Here is a 15,832-nt window from a genome sequence, read left to right as displayed (position 1 = left end):
TCCAGTTTTAGTTAAGTTTTAGCACCATATTAATGCTGCCTTCTTCAAAGTCGCGGGTGATCTTAAACCCGAGTTTTCGTGCCAGTTCAATCATGCCGGTGTTTTCTGGCAAGGTAATACCAGCAATTTGTTTTACGCCTTGGTTCTTGCAATGCTCAATCGCCGCATTCATTAATATTGTGCCAAGTCCTAAACCTTGGCAATCAGAGCGCACCACAATTGCAAACTCAGCATCGAGTTTGTCTGGATCCATAAGTACACGAGACACCCCTAATGTACAGGCTGAACCATTTTGCTCTTGGCTGACAATAAACGCCATTTCTCGGTCATAATCAATTTGCGTCATTTTCGCGAGCTGATCATGGTTAAATTGCGGTAATTCACCGAAGAAGCGTTTATATCTGTCTTCTTTACTCAATGATTGATCAAACTCTAAGTGTGCTTGCTCATCTTCCGGTTTGATAGGTCTTAGCTGTGCTTGGGTATTGTTTTTAAGGGTTACTTCTTTCACCAATTCAATCGGGTAGGGGCGAATACACAAGCGTTTACGGTTCGCTTTTGCTTTATAACGGCTAAGGCCAATGGTTGCATCAAGTACCAAAAACTGCCCGTTGCTGGCTAAAATAGGGTTTAGCTCAACACTAGTAATATCAGGTTGGTCGATAACCAGCTGCGAGATGCGGGTGAGTAGGGCACATAAACGGTATTTATCGACTTTTTCTGGTAGTACGCGGTCTTTAAGTACGCCTTTATCGTGCGCCGCAGCAATCAGGTATTTTGCCAAGTTCATATTCAGTGGCGGTAATGCCACTGCAGCTTGAGCGAATTCAAGTCCGGTGCCTGCTTCACCCAGTAAGATCACTGGGCCAAAGTTAGGCTCTGTTTTTATAGCGATGCGCAGCTCATTAGCTCCTGCTCGCGGCGCCATCTTTTGCAGTGAAAAACCTTCTATATGCGCATCAGGGTAGGTGTTTTTGATTCGTAGCAGCATGGCAAAGGCTGTTTGTTCAACTTCTTGCGCATCATTTAAATTAAGGACCACACCACCGACTTCTGATTTTGAAGGAATACTTGGGCTAATTAGTTTTAACGCTACCGGAAAACCCAGTTCAATGGCTTGCTCTTTGGCTTCTGTTGGCGTGTAAGCAACCTCAGTTTGAATACAATCAATACCATAATGAGTGAGAATTTGGCTTGCTTCATGGGTTGATAGATAGCTTTGCTCTTCGGCTAAAAACTCATTCACTACAGTGCGTGCTGCGTCTTTATTTATTTTTGCATCATCGGTGTTCGATTCTGGCGTTTGCGTTAAATGTTTTTGGTTACGACGATAACTTACCAAGTGCATAAACGCACCAACCGCACCTTCAGGTGTACGGTAGGTCGGAATGGCATTATTAGCGCAGACCTTACGCGCGGCATACGCGGCATCTTCACCCATAAAGTTTGTCATAACATAAGGGCGAGCCATCTTCGGGATTTTCTCTAAGGTTTCAACAATGATCTCTGCATAATCTTCACTCGGTGCAAGCGCAGAAGGGGTATGAATGATCAGCAGGTTTTTAACTTCTTTGGCTTGCAGCAAGATTTCTAAGGCTTGTTGATAGCGTCTTGGCGCTGAGTCACCAAAAATATCCACCGGATTCGAGGTCATTTCTGATTGCGGAATCACTTTATTAAGCGCAGCTCTGGTCTCGTCGCTAAGCTCTGCCAACTTTCCTGAGCTTTGCAAGAGCGTATCCACAGCCATGACACCTGGGCCGCCGCCATTGGTTAGAATAGTCAGTTGCTCGACTTTAAGTAGTTTGGGGTGCATTGCCAGCGTTTGTGTTGCTGCAAAAAGCTCTCGTAAGTCATTTACCCTTAGCATACCCGCTCGCTGAAACAGCGCATCATAGACTGCATCTGAGCTTTGTTTGCCACCAGTGTGTATTTCTGCTGCAAGGGCACCGGCACTGGTTTTACCGGTTTTAATGGCAATAACAGGTTTACTAAACGCAGCGGCTCGCGCTGCGGAAATAAAGCTGCGAATATCCTCTATATTATCGATATACAACAAAATAGCCTTGGTTTTTGCATCTCGGCCTAAAAAGTCGAGTAACTCATCAAAGTCGATATCAAGGCAATCACCTACAGACACAAAATATGAAAAGCCAATCTCTTTGTTCTTCGCCCAATCAAGAATCGTTGAGCAAACCGCGGCCGATTGCGACACAAAAGCGAGCTTTCCTGGGCTTGCAACTGTATGCGAAAAACTAGCATTTAAGCCAATGTGAGGAATCAGCAAGCCCAAGCAATTAGGCCCAAGTAAAGACACATTAGCCTCAGCAGCTGCTTCTTTCAGTGCGAGCTTTTGGTCGGCGTTTAAACCCGCAGCAATCACTACCGCATGTTTACAGCCAAGCTCTCCAAGCTCATTAATGATGTTGATTAAGGTGTTTTTATTAGTACAAATAACCGCAAGATCAGGCACTTTAGGTAGAGCAGCAATGCTCGGGTAGGCTAATACGCCGTGTACAGCGCTGTGATTTAAGCTAACAGGCATGATTGGGCCTTTAAAACCCCCTTGTAAAAGGTTGCGCATAACCACAAAGCCCGCTCGGTTAGGGGAATTTGAGGCGCCAATGACCGCGACTGATTTAGGGTTAAAAAATTGGCTAATACGTTTAACGCTCATGCTGTTTCCTTCGCTTGCGCTGTTTGTTAAAACTTCAGGGTCTGTTAAGTTTAATACACCCAAACTAGAACCGACACGCTTCTAAAGTATTAAAAGTTATACTCATAAGATAACCTGTTTATAACTACTTTTCGAGTCAAAAACAGTGACCTACATCAAGGAGAAAAGCATGAATAAAGCGCAACCATTTAATATCGTTATTGCAGCGTGTGCATTGGCGGTTGGTTTGCTTGGATTAGGTTTTATTTTGAAAAGTGCAGCCCTTGATGTGAAAGGCATGGAGCGCACTGTTCATGTTAAAGGGTTAGCCGAAATGGAAGTGCCAGCCGACACCGTAATTTGGCCGTTACAGTTTTCTGATGCCGATAACAACCTTGAAAAATTAGTGGGGCGGGTTGAAGAGAAAAGCGATGCAGTCGTCGCCTTTTTAAAGCTACATGGTTTTAGTGATGAAGAAATCAGCCTTGGTAGTCAGTCAATTATTGATAAACAAGCCCGTGAGTATGGCGGCGAGAATCAGCAGTTTCGTTATATTGCCCGTAATAATGTTATTGTTTATTCAAATGACATCGAAAAAGTGCAACATGCGTTAGGCGCAGTAAGCCAATTAGCCAAGCAAGGCATTGCGATAGTACAAGACAATTACGAAACGCGTATTCAATATTTATTTAATGGCTTAAATGAAATTAAGCCAAATATGATTCAAGAAGCAACCGAAAAAGCCCGTGAAGTGGCAATGAAATTTGCCAAAGATTCACAGTCTAAATTAGGTAAAATTAAAACAGCGCGTCAGGGGCAGTTTTCAATTTCTGATAGAGATTCAAACACACCTCAGCTGAAAAAAGTGCGTGTTGTTACCAGTGTTGAATATTATCTATCTGACTAAACCCAATACCACAGATAAAGGCAGCCGCATGCGTGTGCATACAATCACCATGCGGCAAAGCGCACCAAGCATAAAGCCGCCACTAAATGCCACAGCCACCCCCAATAAGCCAAACTGATCTTTTAACAGTACTGCCATTAAAACCGTGACACTGGTTGCGCCAAGTAATACGTACAAGTTAATAAGCGGGTTTCCTTTTAACTTGATTGAGCGCGTTTAGTAACTGCGCTGTTGGCACTTGCAAATAGGCCGCGCACAGTAGAACTTTACTGTCGCTACTCGTTGGTTGATTGGCACCATAAAATTGCTTAAGGGTATGTATTAAGGCGCTGACTGCGCTAGGGCTATGGCTTTGGTCGACTTCCATCATAGCTAATAACGCAGAGAACTCATGTTTGGCTAGCATTTGGGTCGTACTATTTTGCGCTATAAAGCAACCAATAGGAGTGAGCTGCTGTTTATTTAATGTTTTTAACGCTTTGCCTAAGCTTTCGTTGCTTTCAAATAACATTAACGAACGCAAGTAATTAAAGGGTAGGTTATAAGCCTGACATTGCGTAAATAAATGATGTAGTAAGGTATTGCCCTGATTGTCTGTTACACAAAAAGCATTTTGAAACTTAAGACCAGGCGTGAAAAAGCTCAGTTTATCGATATCATCAATTAAGGCTACAGCTTCACTTGGCAGCGGGCTTGCTTCGAGTAAATGCGCTGCCACATTTTGTAAAAACAAGTATTTAACTTCACTACTGCAAGCTAATTGATAAATGTGCTGTAATTGTGCCGCTTGCAAAACTCCCGATAAACTTTGGTAATCGGCAATGAGTTCTTTTAACTGATGATGTTGAAGCCGGCTGTTCAATTGCTCAATCGCGCTTTGCATGGAGATACTCGTTTTTTATTATTTATACATTTATAGCTCAACTAGTTGTTTAAATAAATAAAAAAGGCCGCTTAGCGGCCTTTTTCAAGTCTTTATTGATTATGCTGCTTGTTTCTTAGCAACCCATTGGTCAACAAACTTCTCTAGTACATTTAATGGTACTGCACCATTTTTAAGTACTACATCGTGGAATTCACGAATATCGAATTTATCGCCTAGTTTTTCTTTAGCCGCTTCACGAAGCTCTAAAATTTTCAGCATGCCCACTTTGTATGCCGTTGCTTGTGAAGGCATTACAATGTGACGTTCAACCATTTTAACGCCATCAGACGTCGCATTTGGTGTGTTATTTACGTAGTAGTCGATACCTTCTTGACGTGTCCACTTCATAGCGTGGATACCTGTATCTACTACTAGGCGACATGCACGCCATAATTCCATCGCAAGACGACCAAAATCTGAATATGGGTCTTCGTATAAGCCCATTTCTTTTGGTACTAGCTCTGAGTATAAACCCCAGCCTTCAACATACGCTGTGTAGCCGCCAAACTTACGGAACTTAGGTACATCTTCAAGCTCTTGCGCGATAGCAATTTGCATGTGGTGACCCGGAATACCTTCGTGGTACGCAAGTGCTTCCATTTGGTATGTTGGCATTGCTTCCATGTCGTAAAGGTTTGCGTAATAAATGCCTGGGCGTGAGCCATCTGGTGCAGGTTGTTGGTAGAACGCTTTACCTGCTGCTTTTTCGCGGAATGCTTCAACAGCTTTAACTTTAAGGTCAGCTTTTGGCTTAACAATGAATAGCTCGTCTAGACGAGATTTCATGTTATCGATAAGTGCTGTTGCCTCATCAAGGTAACGTTGCTTACCTTCAGCTGTGTTAGGGTAGTAGAACTGCTTATCAGTTTTCATGAATTCCATGAATGCTTTAAGGTCACCTTTAAAGCCTACTTTGTCCTTAATCTCACGCATTTCGTCGTGAATACGCGCGACTTCAGCTAAACCGATTGTGTGGATTTCTTTTGCTGTTAAATCAGTCGTTGTGGTACGTGCTAAAGCATTATTGTAGAACGCTTCACCGTCAGGGAATTTCCAAGCACCATCGCGGTCATCAGCGCGTTTTTCTAACTGAGCTAAGAAGTTAATTAGCTTAGTGTAAGAAGGCTTTACTGCTGCTTTTAGGGCTTTTTCAGCATCGCTGATAAGTGCTGATTTTTCGCTATCGGCAATCTCTAACGCATTAACTTTACGTTTAAAGTCAGCTAGTAACGTTGAGTCTTCACCGTCATGAAATGGTGCGCCGCGTAAGATATTATTGCTTGAATCAATCACGTGTGGGAAAACAAACTTAGGCGCGATAATGCCTTTATCTGCACGTACTTCAAGGTCTTTGATTAGCTGTTCAATAACCGTTGTAACACCATTTAAACGTGAGATATACGCTTTAGCATCAGATACATCGGCAATTTGATGTTGATTGATTAAAAACGCAGGGATCATCGAGTGAACACCAAACATTTGGTTCACAGGGTAGTTGTAATGACGCCATTTGAAATCAGCAATTTCGTTTTCTAAATCTTGCTTTTTAAGGTCGTAGCTTACTTTTGTTGCGTCATCTAATAGGTCGCGGTTAATTGCGTTAAGCGCAACTAGGTCAGCTTTAGTTTGTTCAAAGTCTTCTAAAACGCGCTCTTCGCTGCCATCGTCCCATTTGTCGTAATCTTTTTTGATGCCCATGTATGTTTGATAGATAGGGCTTTTCATTACATCACGGTTAAAAGTATCTTCGAAGAAGGCATTAGCTTTATCGATTTCACTTTGTACAGGTTGGCTTTGTACACTTGGTGCAGGCTTCGGTTGCTCTTGCATTTGTTGGCAGCCGCCAAGTAATGCAACACTTACCGCCGCAGCGATGAAGGTCAGTTTACGCATTATCGTTCCTTTGTAGTTGTTAGAAATTTAATTATAATTCTTAAACGAATAATTCTAGCAGGTCATTTAAAAAGCGGTGGCCTTTTTGGCTTACCTGCCAGTTATCTTTATCATCAATTAGTAAGCCTTTTGCAATTGCATCAGTCAAGGCTTGTTCCTGACTTTGCAGTGACAAACTTGTAAGCAAAGGTAAATCAGCTTTGGGGCAGGGTTCGACTAAACGAAAACGATTCATAAAGAATTCAAAAGCTAAGTCGTCTTCTGCTACTTGCCATTGTTCGTATAAATACGGTTTGGCAAGATCCATATAACCTCGAGGGTGTTTTACTTTCACCGTACGGGTGATGACTTTATTTTCATCAGTAATTTTACCATGGGCACCGCAGCCGATACCGAGATAATCGCCAAATCGCCAATAATTCAAGTTATGACGGCATTGGTAACCGGGCTTCGCGTAGCCTGAGATCTCGTATTGCTCATAACCTGCTGCTGCGAGTAACGCTTGACCTTGTTCTTGAATATCCCAAAGGGTGTCGTCATGAGGTAAGGTCGGTGGTTTAGAAGCAAACTGAGTATTCGCCTCAATGGTTAGTTGATACCACGAGATATGAGGTGGATTTAGGGCGATGATTTTTTCAAGGTCATCCAAGGCGTCTGCAACAGATTGCCCTGGTAAGCCATGCATTAAATCAAGGTTAAAGCTGTTTAGCCCCGCTTGATGCGCCTGTTTAGCCGCATAACTTGCTTCATCAGCACCATGAATACGGCCAAGGGCTTTTAGCTTATCATTTTGCATGCTTTGCACACCAATCGAAATACGATTGATGCCAGCGGCAACATATTCTTTAAAGCGACCTGTTTCGACGGTACCTGGGTTTGCCTCTAGGGTAATTTCACAGTCATCAGTTAGGCCAATTAATCTGTCGACTTCACCAAGTAGGCGAGTATATGCGTCACCGGTTAATAAGCTTGGCGTGCCGCCGCCAATAAAAATGCTGTGGATTTTACGCCCTTGCACTAAATGCAAATCAGCCTTGAGATCATCAATAAGATGTTGAACGTATTCTTTTTCGGGGATTGTGCCTTTTTGGCCATGGCTATTAAAGTCACAGTATGGGCACTTTTGCACGCACCAAGGCACGTGCACATATAAACTTAAAGGCGGTAAACTCACAGGCCGCCTTTTTGCTGCAATTGCGCAAGTAGTTGTTTTAAAGCTTGGCCGCGATGGCTAAGGGCATTTTTTTGCTCTTTAGTTAATTGAGCGCTAGTGCATTGCTCAGACGGTACGTAAAAAACAGGATCATAACCAAAACCACCTTGACCATCTTGGCTATGAGTGATTTCGCCTTCCCAGCTAGCACTACAAATAAGTGGTGTAGGGTCGTCAGCATGGCGCATTAATACTAACACACACCAAAAACGCGCACTGCGAACTGGGTTATCAGCAAGCTCTTTTAGTAGCTTGTCGATATTATCTTGATCGCTGGCACCCGCTCCGGCAAAACGTGCAGAGTACACACCTGGTGCACCATTTAGACCGTCTACTTCAAGGCCAGAGTCATCAGCAATCGCAGGCATGCCTGTGATCTTTGCTGCATGGCGCGCTTTAATAATGGCGTTTTCAACAAATGTGGTGCCTGTTTCTGGCACGTCTGGCACTTGAAAATCGCTTTGTGGAACCACGTTAATATTAAGTGAGCTGAGCATACTTGCCAGCTCTTTTACTTTGCCAGGGTTACCCGTGGCTAAAACCAAGGTGTTGTTCATAGGTCTATTAATCTACGTAAAATTTTTGCTGAAACTTCAGCGTTTGTACTTTGCCATTTTGATTAATTTCGATATCAAAACGGTAAATTTCTTCGTTGCTGTAATCGATTTGCGCGAGGTAATAAATCGCATCGCCTTCCACAACTTCTTTAAATGTAAGCTGTTTTTTATTACCAAGTAGGTTACGTGCAGTGCCAGTTAAAGTTGCAGTCTGCGCAGTTTTATCGCTGTTTTTTAATACCGAAATATTAATAATCCCTTTGCTAGGGCTACGCTCTAAATCATAGTTTTTAGCAATGTTTGGCTGAATAAAAGTTGATGGAAATGCAATGTAATGAACTTCCCAAGGGCCAAGAACCTTGTACTGGGCGCCTGCTTGTTCATCAGCTTTGGCAAAGGTTGTAAATAAACTCAATACAATCAAAGAAAAATAAATAAATTGCTTCATGGTATATCTCACTTAACAAAAGAGGCCTTTCGGCCCCTTACTGCTTAACGTTAAACGCTTAGCCAATTAAATCCATTACTAAAAACTGTAAAAACTGTAGACCAATAATCAACACTAAGATTGATAGGTCTAGACCACCTAGTGGTGGGATAACCTTACGAATGGGACGTAACATCGGCTCAGTTAGCTGGTGGAATACAGCCTCAATTGGGTTGTAGCCTTGGCTTACCCAACTTAGTAAAGCACGAATAATTAATACCCAAAATAGTAAGTTTAGGCCTTCTTTAACTACCGTAATTAACGCTTGAATAAATACCGGACCTGGCGCCCAAGCGTTATAAAACATCAGAAAAATAACACTGAGTTTTGCTACAGCAACTAAATAAGCAAGCACTAACGAGGCAATATCAAAGCCACCCACTCCTGGGATGATTTTACGAAGTGGGTTCACTGCGAACGAAGTGGCTTTCACCACAAACTGGCTCATAGGGTTGTAAAAGTCAGCTTTTGCCGCTTGTAACCAAAAGCGTAAAAGGACCACCATTAAAAAGAGATCAAAAATAATCCCAACTAAAAAGTGCATGGCTTGCATAGTTTTACCTTCAAAAAGTAAGCTTAAAGTTCTTTTTCCATCGCTTCAGCGCGAGCAATACAGGCATCCATTGCATCTGCAACTGTGCCGACTAAACCTTGTGATTTAAGATGCTCAACAGCTTCGTGAGTCGTCCCCCCTTTAGAGGTTACGTTTGCACGTAGCTGAGAAATGCTGATGTCTGGTTGCGAAAGAGCCATTTCGGCAGCACCCAGTGCGGTTTGTTGTACTAAACGGCGCGCATCTTCATCACTAAAGCCAAGTGCTTTAGCTTTTTCTTCAATAGCTTCCATAAATAAGAAGAAGTAAGCAGGTGATGAGCCTGTAACAGCAATGATGTCGTTGATTTGTGACTCTTGCTCAACCCAAACAACAATGCCTGTACACTCAAAAACTTGTTGTACAAACTCGTGCTCTTCAGCAGTTTCGCCAGCGCCATATAGACCAGAAACACCACGACCTAGTAATGATGGTGTATTTGGCATACAACGCACCATTTTCACATCTTGACCTAACATTTCACGTAAACGGTTTACGGTAAGGCCTGCTGCTACTGAAATAAATAGCTTGTCGCTAAAATCAACGCCTGAATCTTGGAATGATTGGCAAAGATCGCCCATCATTTGTGGTTTAACAGATAAGACAATCACATCTGCATCGCGAAGTGCCGCGTTGTTATCCGCGGTAGTTTGCACCCCGAAATCAGCAGCAACCTTAGCTAATTTTTCTTGGTTGCGATTGGTTGCAATGATGTTTTTTGCTGCAAAACCGTTCTTTACCATGCCGCCAATGATGGCGTAGCTCATGTTACCCGTGCCTATAAATGCGATTTTTTTGTCTGACATATGTCTGTTATCACCTTTTAATTTCGTTGGCCAAATATATCCGTGCCAATGCGTACCATGGTTGAACCTGCTGCAATCGCCGCTTCAACATCGTTACTCATACCCATCGACAAGGTGTCTACTTGGGGATATTGGGCCTTTAGTTTATCAAAGCAAGCGCTTAATTGCTCAAAATATTGTAATTGTAGCTGGGCATCGTCGGTTTTGGCAGGAATCGCCATCACACCGCGCAGGCATAAATTAGGACATTGATTGACGAATTCGGCCAATGCCATTAGCTCGTCTGGGTGGCAGCCTGACTTAGCCTCTTCTAAACTAATATTAACTTGAATTAATACATTGAGCGGGGCTTTGTCGGCTGGTCGTTGCTCGTTAAGACGTTTTGCAATTTTAGTGCGGTCAACGCTTTGCACCCAATCAAAATGCGTGGCTACTTGGGCACTTTTATTTGATTGAATAGGGCCGATAAAGTGCCAAACAATGTCTTTATAATCTGCCAGTGCTGTAACTTTTGTTACCGCTTCTTGAACGTATGATTCGCCAAACTGGCGTTGACCATGCTCATAGGCAGCAATAATATCGTCGGCAGGTTTTGTTTTTGAAACAGCCAATAGGCTGATTGATTGCTCATCGCGGTGATTATTTTTTGCAGCTTGAGCAATTCTTGCGTAGGCGGATGTAAGTCGTTCTGCTATTGTAACCATATAATTATCAGTTGGTTGTGGAGTCATAATGGATATTACCGAATTATTGGCCTTTAGTGTGCAACACAAAGCCTCGGATTTACACTTGTCATCAGGCGTATCACCTATGATACGTGTTGATGGTGATGTGCGTCGTATTAATATTCCAGCATTAGAACAAAAAGATGTAAATAGTCTGGTATACGATATTATGAACGATAATCAGCGTAAGGACTACGAACAAAATCTCGAAGTGGATTTTTCTTTCGAAGTACCAAACCTTGCGCGTTTTCGTGTTAACGCATTTAATTCAAACCGTGGCCCTGCGGCGGTGTTTCGTACTATCCCAAGTGATGTTTTAACGCTGGATGATTTAGGTGCGCCTGATATTTTTAAAACTATTTCCGATAATCCACGTGGTTTGGTGCTAGTCACTGGGCCAACGGGTTCTGGTAAATCAACCACATTAGCGGCGATGGTTGATTATATTAACCAAAATAAGCATCACCATATTTTAACTATCGAAGATCCAATCGAATTCGTACACGAGAATAAGCTGAGCCTTATTAACCAGCGTGAAGTACACCGTGATACGCATAGCTTCTCTAATGCGCTTAGAAGTGCACTACGTGAAGACCCTGACGTTATCTTAGTGGGTGAGCTGCGTGACCTTGAAACAATTCGCTTAGCGATGACTGCGGCAGAAACAGGTCACTTGGTGTTTGGTACCTTGCATACCACATCAGCACCAAAAACTATCGACCGTATCATTGACGTATTCCCAGGTGAAGAAAAAGACATGGTACGTTCAATGTTGTCAGAATCATTACGTGCCGTAATCTCGCAAACTTTACTTAAAAAAGTGGGCGGTGGCCGAGTTGCAGCTCACGAGATCATGATAGGTATTCCTGCAATCCGAAATCTGATCCGTGAAGATAAAATTGCACAAATGTATTCATCAATTCAAACCGGTGCATCGCATGGTATGCAGACCATGGATCAATGTTTAGCAAACTTAGTTAACTACGGCATTATTACAACCAATGATGCGCGAGCTAAAGCACAAGATAAAACCCAGTTTGGTGGTTAACGGAGCTATTTAAAATGTCTTTACCTTTAAATCATTTTTTACAAGTTATGATAGATAAAAAAGCGTCTGACTTGTTTGTTTCTAGCCAACTGCCGGTCAGTGCAAAAATCAACGGTGAGCTAGTACACCTTACCGACGAAAGGCTTTCGGATGATGCTTCTCTTGCGTTAGTTGAGTCGGCTATGAATGATAAACAACGCAAAGAGTTTCATGACACTAAAGAGTGTAACTTTGCAATTGCAACCGATGAAGGTCGTTTCCGTGTTTCTGCTTTTTGGCAGCGTGATAGAGCGGGTATGGTTATTCGTCGTATCGTGACGCAAATCCCAGATGTGAACGAACTAGGTTTACCATCAACATTAACCGATGTGATCATGGCAAAACGTGGTTTAGTACTGTTTGTGGGTGGTACAGGTACAGGTAAATCAACATCATTAGCAGCGCTTTTAGGTTATCGTAACCGCAATCAACGTGGTCATATTCTTACTATTGAAGACCCTATCGAATTTGTTCACGAACATCGTAAAAGTATCATCACCCAACGTGAAGTTGGTTTAGATACTGAAAGCTTTGAATCGGCGCTAAAAAGCTCGTTACGTCAAGCACCTGATGTGATCTTAATTGGTGAGATCCGTTCACAAGAAACCATGGAATACGCACTCAGCTTCGCTGAAACAGGTCACTTGTGTGTAGCAACACTGCATGCGAATAATGCCAACCAAGCCATTGACCGTATCATGCACTTAGTACCAAAAGAAAAGCACGATAAGTTAAAGTACGACTTAGCACTTAACCTTCGTGCCATTGTTGCGCAGCAGTTGGTGCCAACTGCCGATGGGGAAGGGCGTGTTGCTGCTATCGAAATTTTGCTTAATTCACCGATGGTGGCAGAGCTTATTAAAAAAGGCGATATTGGCTCTATCAAAGAAACCATGGCTAAATCGAAAGAAATGGGCATGCAGACCTTTGACCAAGCGTTATTTGAGCTTTATAAACAGCGCCGTATTAACTACGCTGATGCGCTACATCATGCTGACTCGCCAAATGACTTGCGCTTAATGATAAAGCTGCAAAACAATGAGCAAAGTGGTGCGGGCTTCTTACAAGGCGTGACTATTGATGGCCTTGATGGCAAGAGTGACGCGTAAATGAAATTGCGAGTAAATTTAATCGGCTGGCTATTTTTATTATTGAGTACCTTTCAGGTATATGGCAATGATAGTAAAAGCGTGGTTATTTTTATTCGCGATGATGTGTATGACGATTACAGTCGCTTTTTGAATGGTCGCAAACCTCTTGAAGTTAAAGACTTCAGTGGTGCCTACATACGCCGTGATGTGGTCGATATGATCATAGCTCAACAAGCATTGAGTTTAGGCGGTTTTACCAAGCCATTTCGTTATCACAAAGGCAAGGTTAATTATCGCAATACCAAGCTGTTAGAAGATGGCCAGCTACTATTAAGCTTCGATAGTGTGTGGTCTGTTGATGCAAAGCAGCTAGTTGAGTCGGTATATATCTCTGATCCTGTGATTAGAGATGGTGAGTATTTTGCAGGTATATTCACTTCACCGAACAATAAGAAAGTGCAGCAAGTAAAACAGCTTGCTGACTTTAAACAATTAACAGCAGTGTCAACGCCACGCTGGCAAACCGATTGGCAAACGTTATCTGCTCTGCCCTTAAAAGAGTTGCTCAGAGAAGATGAGTGGCTTGGGCAAGTTCGTACTGTATCGATGCAGTGGGTTGATTTTATGATGATGCCCTTAATGCCTAGCCTCAATAATCGCTATACCTTAGAAAATATTGAATTGGTTGCTGTGCCAAATCTTGTGCTCCAGCTCAATGATAGCCGTCATTTTATTCTTTCGAAGAGTCACCCAGATGGCAAAGCGGCTTTTGTTGCAATTCAAAAGGGGCTTGCGCAGCTTCGTAAAACAGGCGCAATTGAAAAAGCCTACCGAGAGGCAGGCTTTATTCCTGATTTAAACGATTATACGGTGATTAACAAGGCGCTTTAGTCGCCATAAAACTGCTCAAAAAAGCTTTCTAAGATGATCACCGCAGACATATTATCAATATTACCTTTACCAAGGTTTCGGTAGCCACCTTGTTCGAACAAACGCGCTTTGGCATCTGCCGTTGTTAGTCGTTCGTCCTGCGTTTCAACCGGTATAGCAAAGTGGTTGTGTAAGCGATTTGCGAACTTCTTAGCTTTAAAGGTAACTTCTTGATTGGTGCCGTCCATATTAAGCGGTAAACCAACCACCATTAAATCTGGTTGCCACTCATCCACCTGTTTTTTTATAAGTTGCCAATCAGGAATACCATCTTTCGCTTTTACAGCTTGTAAGCTTGATGCTGTTCCAGTGAGTTCTTGACCAATGGCAATACCAATACTTTTGGTGCCAAAGTCAAAACCCATTACGGTGCGTTCACCGAGTGGCTTAAACGTTCGTTTTGTCATAGTTTTAAAGTTTATAAATGTTAAGCGTGGCCAGCTTCAGAGCTTAATTGCCCGATATCAAAACCCAGCATAGAAACTGCTTTTTCCCAGCGTTTTTCAACTGGGGTGTTAAAGATGATCTCTGGATCTGCTTTGATAATTAACCATGAATTTTCTAACAGTTCTTGCTCTAGCTGTCCTTGATCCCAACCCGCATAACCCAAAGTGATAATAAACTGTTCAGGAGCCTCACTCGTGGTTAGGCTTGCTAGCACATCTTTTGAAGTAGTGATCATAATATCACTACTAAGTTTTTGACTCGCTGCATAACCAGGTTTTGGTGAATGCAAAACAAAACCGCGATCGGTTTTTACCGGTCCGCCTGCGTACACAGCTAAACCTGCAGCTTGCTTGCTTTTGTCGTTATCAATTTCGATTTTATCGAGTAGCTCGCCCACGGTGATATTGATAGGCTGGTTAATTACCAAGCCCATCGCACCATCTTGATTGTGCTCACAAATGTAAGTGACTGCACGCTTAAAAAAAGGGTCTTGCATGCTCGGCATCGCGATTAAGAAATGATTCTCTAATGACTGCATAGGTCGCCCCTTTTGTTGTTTAAATTAAGTATGGCTCAGTTTTCTTTCAATGGCATCAAATAAGTGACCAGTGATTGAAATGTCATAAGCGGCTTCAATCTCTTTTACACACGTTGGCGCAGTGACATTGATTTCAGTTAAACGATCGCCAATGATATCTAGACCAACAAAAATAAGGCCTTTTTCTTTCAGCGTAGGTGCTACAGCCTCTGCAATTTTACGGTCTGAATCGCTAATCGGGCGTGCTTCACCTCTACCACCTGCTGCCAAGTTACCGCGCGTTTCGCCATTTTGTGGGATACGAGCTAGGCAATACGGCATTACTTCACCATCAACCACAAGTACGCGTTTATCGCCTTGCTTGATTTCAGGAATATAGTTTTGTGCCATTGCAAAACGACTACCATGTTCGGTTAGCGTTTCGCAGATCACACCAATATTGGCATCATCTTCTTTAACTCTAAAGATAGATGCACCACCCATACCATCTAGCGGTTTTAAAATAATATCTTTATGCTCAGCTAAAAATGCACGAATGTCTGCTTGGCTACGTGTTACTAAAGTATCTGGCGTATGTTCGCTAAACCAAGCTGTGAATAGCTTTTCGTTAGCATCGCGTAAGCTTTGCGGCTTATTGATTATAAGCGTGCCAGCTTGCTCAGCACGCTCTAAAATATAGGTAGCGTAGATGTACTCAGTATCAAAAGGCGGATCTTTACGCATTAAAATAACGTCTAAATCTGCTAAAGCAATGGTGGCTTTTTCTTCTAATTCATACCAGTGATTTACATCATCAAACACACGGGCTTTGGCGGCTGTTGCAAAGCCTTGACCTTGACGTAGAGAAAGGTCATCCATCTCCATGTAGTAAATTTCGTAACCGCGCTGTTGCGCTTCCATCATCATTGCAAAGCCAGTGTCTTTTTTAATATTAAAGCCACTAATTGGATCAGAGATTATGCCTAGCTTAATTGCCAT

General features: G+C 42.6%; 17 protein-coding genes and 1 pseudogene. 5 read left to right on the top strand and 13 right to left on the bottom strand.

Annotated elements, in window-relative coordinates; all coding sequences use genetic code 11:
• Window positions 1–7: 7 nt before the first annotated feature.
• On the bottom strand, window positions 8–2,677 hold the full coding sequence (locus tag HUS62_RS04340; protein ID WP_119854039.1) for a bifunctional acetate--CoA ligase family protein/GNAT family N-acetyltransferase: 2,670 nt from the start codon (window positions 2,675–2,677) through the stop codon (window positions 8–10).
• Between the two features lie 169 nt (window positions 2,678–2,846).
• Between HUS62_RS04340 and HUS62_RS04335 the strand changes: the two genes are divergently transcribed.
• Window positions 2,847–3,563, top strand: coding sequence for an SIMPL domain-containing protein (locus HUS62_RS04335; protein WP_054562750.1), 717 nt, complete (start codon window positions 2,847–2,849; stop codon window positions 3,561–3,563).
• Here the strand turns inward: HUS62_RS04335 and HUS62_RS04330 are convergent.
• The 6 genes and pseudogenes from HUS62_RS04330 to HUS62_RS04305 all read right to left on the bottom strand — a co-directional run.
• A complete protein-coding gene (locus HUS62_RS04330; protein ID WP_175078654.1) occupies window positions 3,552–3,740 on the bottom strand; it encodes a hypothetical protein in 189 nt (62 codons plus the stop codon). The genes HUS62_RS04335 and HUS62_RS04330 overlap by 12 nt on opposite strands.
• Before the next feature lies 1 nt (window position 3,741).
• Entirely contained in the window at window positions 3,742–4,446 is a 705-nt protein-coding gene (locus tag HUS62_RS04325) for a hypothetical protein (protein ID WP_175078653.1), read from the bottom strand.
• A gap of 99 nt (window positions 4,447–4,545) precedes the next feature.
• Complete coding sequence (locus HUS62_RS04320; RefSeq protein WP_175078652.1) at window positions 4,546–6,381, bottom strand: DUF885 family protein; 1,836 nt, start codon at window positions 6,379–6,381, stop codon at window positions 4,546–4,548.
• 40 nt (window positions 6,382–6,421) lie between these two features.
• Window positions 6,422–7,555: a radical SAM family heme chaperone HemW gene (gene hemW / locus HUS62_RS04315; protein ID WP_175078651.1), complete on the bottom strand. Its 1,134-nt coding sequence runs from the start codon at window positions 7,553–7,555 to the stop codon at window positions 6,422–6,424.
• Entirely contained in the window at window positions 7,552–8,151 is a 600-nt protein-coding gene (locus HUS62_RS04310) for an XTP/dITP diphosphatase (RefSeq protein WP_175078650.1), read from the bottom strand. The genes hemW and HUS62_RS04310 overlap by 4 nt, the downstream gene beginning before the upstream one ends.
• Before the next feature lie 7 nt (window positions 8,152–8,158).
• Window positions 8,159–8,500 (bottom strand): annotated as a pseudogene (locus tag HUS62_RS04305) (DUF4426 domain-containing protein); the annotation flags it as partial.
• Here HUS62_RS04305 and HUS62_RS23485 point away from each other — a divergent pair.
• A complete protein-coding gene (locus HUS62_RS23485) occupies window positions 8,486–8,560 on the top strand; it encodes a hypothetical protein (RefSeq protein ID WP_366518117.1) in 75 nt (24 codons plus the stop codon). The pseudogene HUS62_RS04305 and the gene HUS62_RS23485 sit on opposite strands and share 15 nt — an antisense overlap.
• Before the next feature lie 97 nt (window positions 8,561–8,657).
• On the opposite strand, the gene HUS62_RS04300 is transcribed toward HUS62_RS23485, so the two are convergent.
• From HUS62_RS04300 to HUS62_RS04290, 3 genes are read right to left on the bottom strand one after another with little or no spacing between them, the layout of a single operon-like run.
• Complete coding sequence (locus tag HUS62_RS04300; RefSeq protein ID WP_054562743.1) at window positions 8,658–9,191, bottom strand: YggT family protein; 534 nt, start codon at window positions 9,189–9,191, stop codon at window positions 8,658–8,660.
• A gap of 23 nt (window positions 9,192–9,214) precedes the next feature.
• Window positions 9,215–10,036, bottom strand: coding sequence for a pyrroline-5-carboxylate reductase (gene proC, locus HUS62_RS04295; protein WP_175078649.1), 822 nt, complete (start codon window positions 10,034–10,036; stop codon window positions 9,215–9,217).
• A 17-nt stretch (window positions 10,037–10,053) separates the two neighbouring features.
• On the bottom strand, window positions 10,054–10,767 hold the full coding sequence (locus HUS62_RS04290; protein ID WP_175078648.1) for a YggS family pyridoxal phosphate-dependent enzyme: 714 nt from the start codon (window positions 10,765–10,767) through the stop codon (window positions 10,054–10,056).
• 1 nt (window position 10,768) lies between these two features.
• On the opposite strand from HUS62_RS04290, the gene HUS62_RS04285 reads away from it, so the two are divergent.
• Genes HUS62_RS04285 through HUS62_RS04275 form a run of 3 tightly spaced genes read left to right on the top strand, consistent with a single transcriptional unit; the run spans window position 10,769 to window position 13,830 of the window.
• A complete protein-coding gene (locus HUS62_RS04285) occupies window positions 10,769–11,809 on the top strand; it encodes a type IV pilus twitching motility protein PilT (RefSeq protein ID WP_054562740.1) in 1,041 nt (346 codons plus the stop codon).
• Window positions 11,810–11,823: 14 nt separating this feature from the next.
• A complete protein-coding gene (locus tag HUS62_RS04280) occupies window positions 11,824–12,957 on the top strand; it encodes a PilT/PilU family type 4a pilus ATPase (RefSeq protein WP_175078647.1) in 1,134 nt (377 codons plus the stop codon).
• Window positions 12,958–13,830 (top strand): hypothetical protein, encoded by an 873-nt coding sequence (locus HUS62_RS04275; protein ID WP_258536711.1) that lies wholly within the window; start codon window positions 12,958–12,960, stop codon window positions 13,828–13,830.
• Here the strand turns inward: HUS62_RS04275 and ruvX are convergent.
• Genes ruvX through gshB form a run of 3 tightly spaced genes read right to left on the bottom strand, consistent with a single transcriptional unit; the run spans window position 13,827 to window position 15,832 of the window.
• Complete coding sequence (gene ruvX / locus HUS62_RS04270; protein WP_175078646.1) at window positions 13,827–14,276, bottom strand: Holliday junction resolvase RuvX; 450 nt, start codon at window positions 14,274–14,276, stop codon at window positions 13,827–13,829. The two genes, HUS62_RS04275 and ruvX, sit on opposite strands and share 4 nt — an antisense overlap.
• 20 nt (window positions 14,277–14,296) lie before the next feature.
• The gene (locus tag HUS62_RS04265; protein ID WP_054562737.1) at window positions 14,297–14,854 is read right to left on the bottom strand and encodes a YqgE/AlgH family protein; all 558 of its coding nucleotides are present in this window, start codon (window positions 14,852–14,854) and stop codon (window positions 14,297–14,299) included.
• Between the two features lie 24 nt (window positions 14,855–14,878).
• Window positions 14,879–15,832, bottom strand: coding sequence for a glutathione synthase (gene gshB, locus HUS62_RS04260; protein ID WP_054562736.1), 954 nt, complete (start codon window positions 15,830–15,832; stop codon window positions 14,879–14,881).

The sequence above is a fragment of the Pseudoalteromonas sp. 0303 genome (assembly GCF_013349995.1).
In the GTDB taxonomy this organism is placed as follows: Bacteria; Pseudomonadota; Gammaproteobacteria; order Enterobacterales; family Alteromonadaceae; genus Pseudoalteromonas.
Note: the sequence above shows the minus strand (reverse complement) of the source record. Positions and strands in the feature narration are given on the sequence as shown.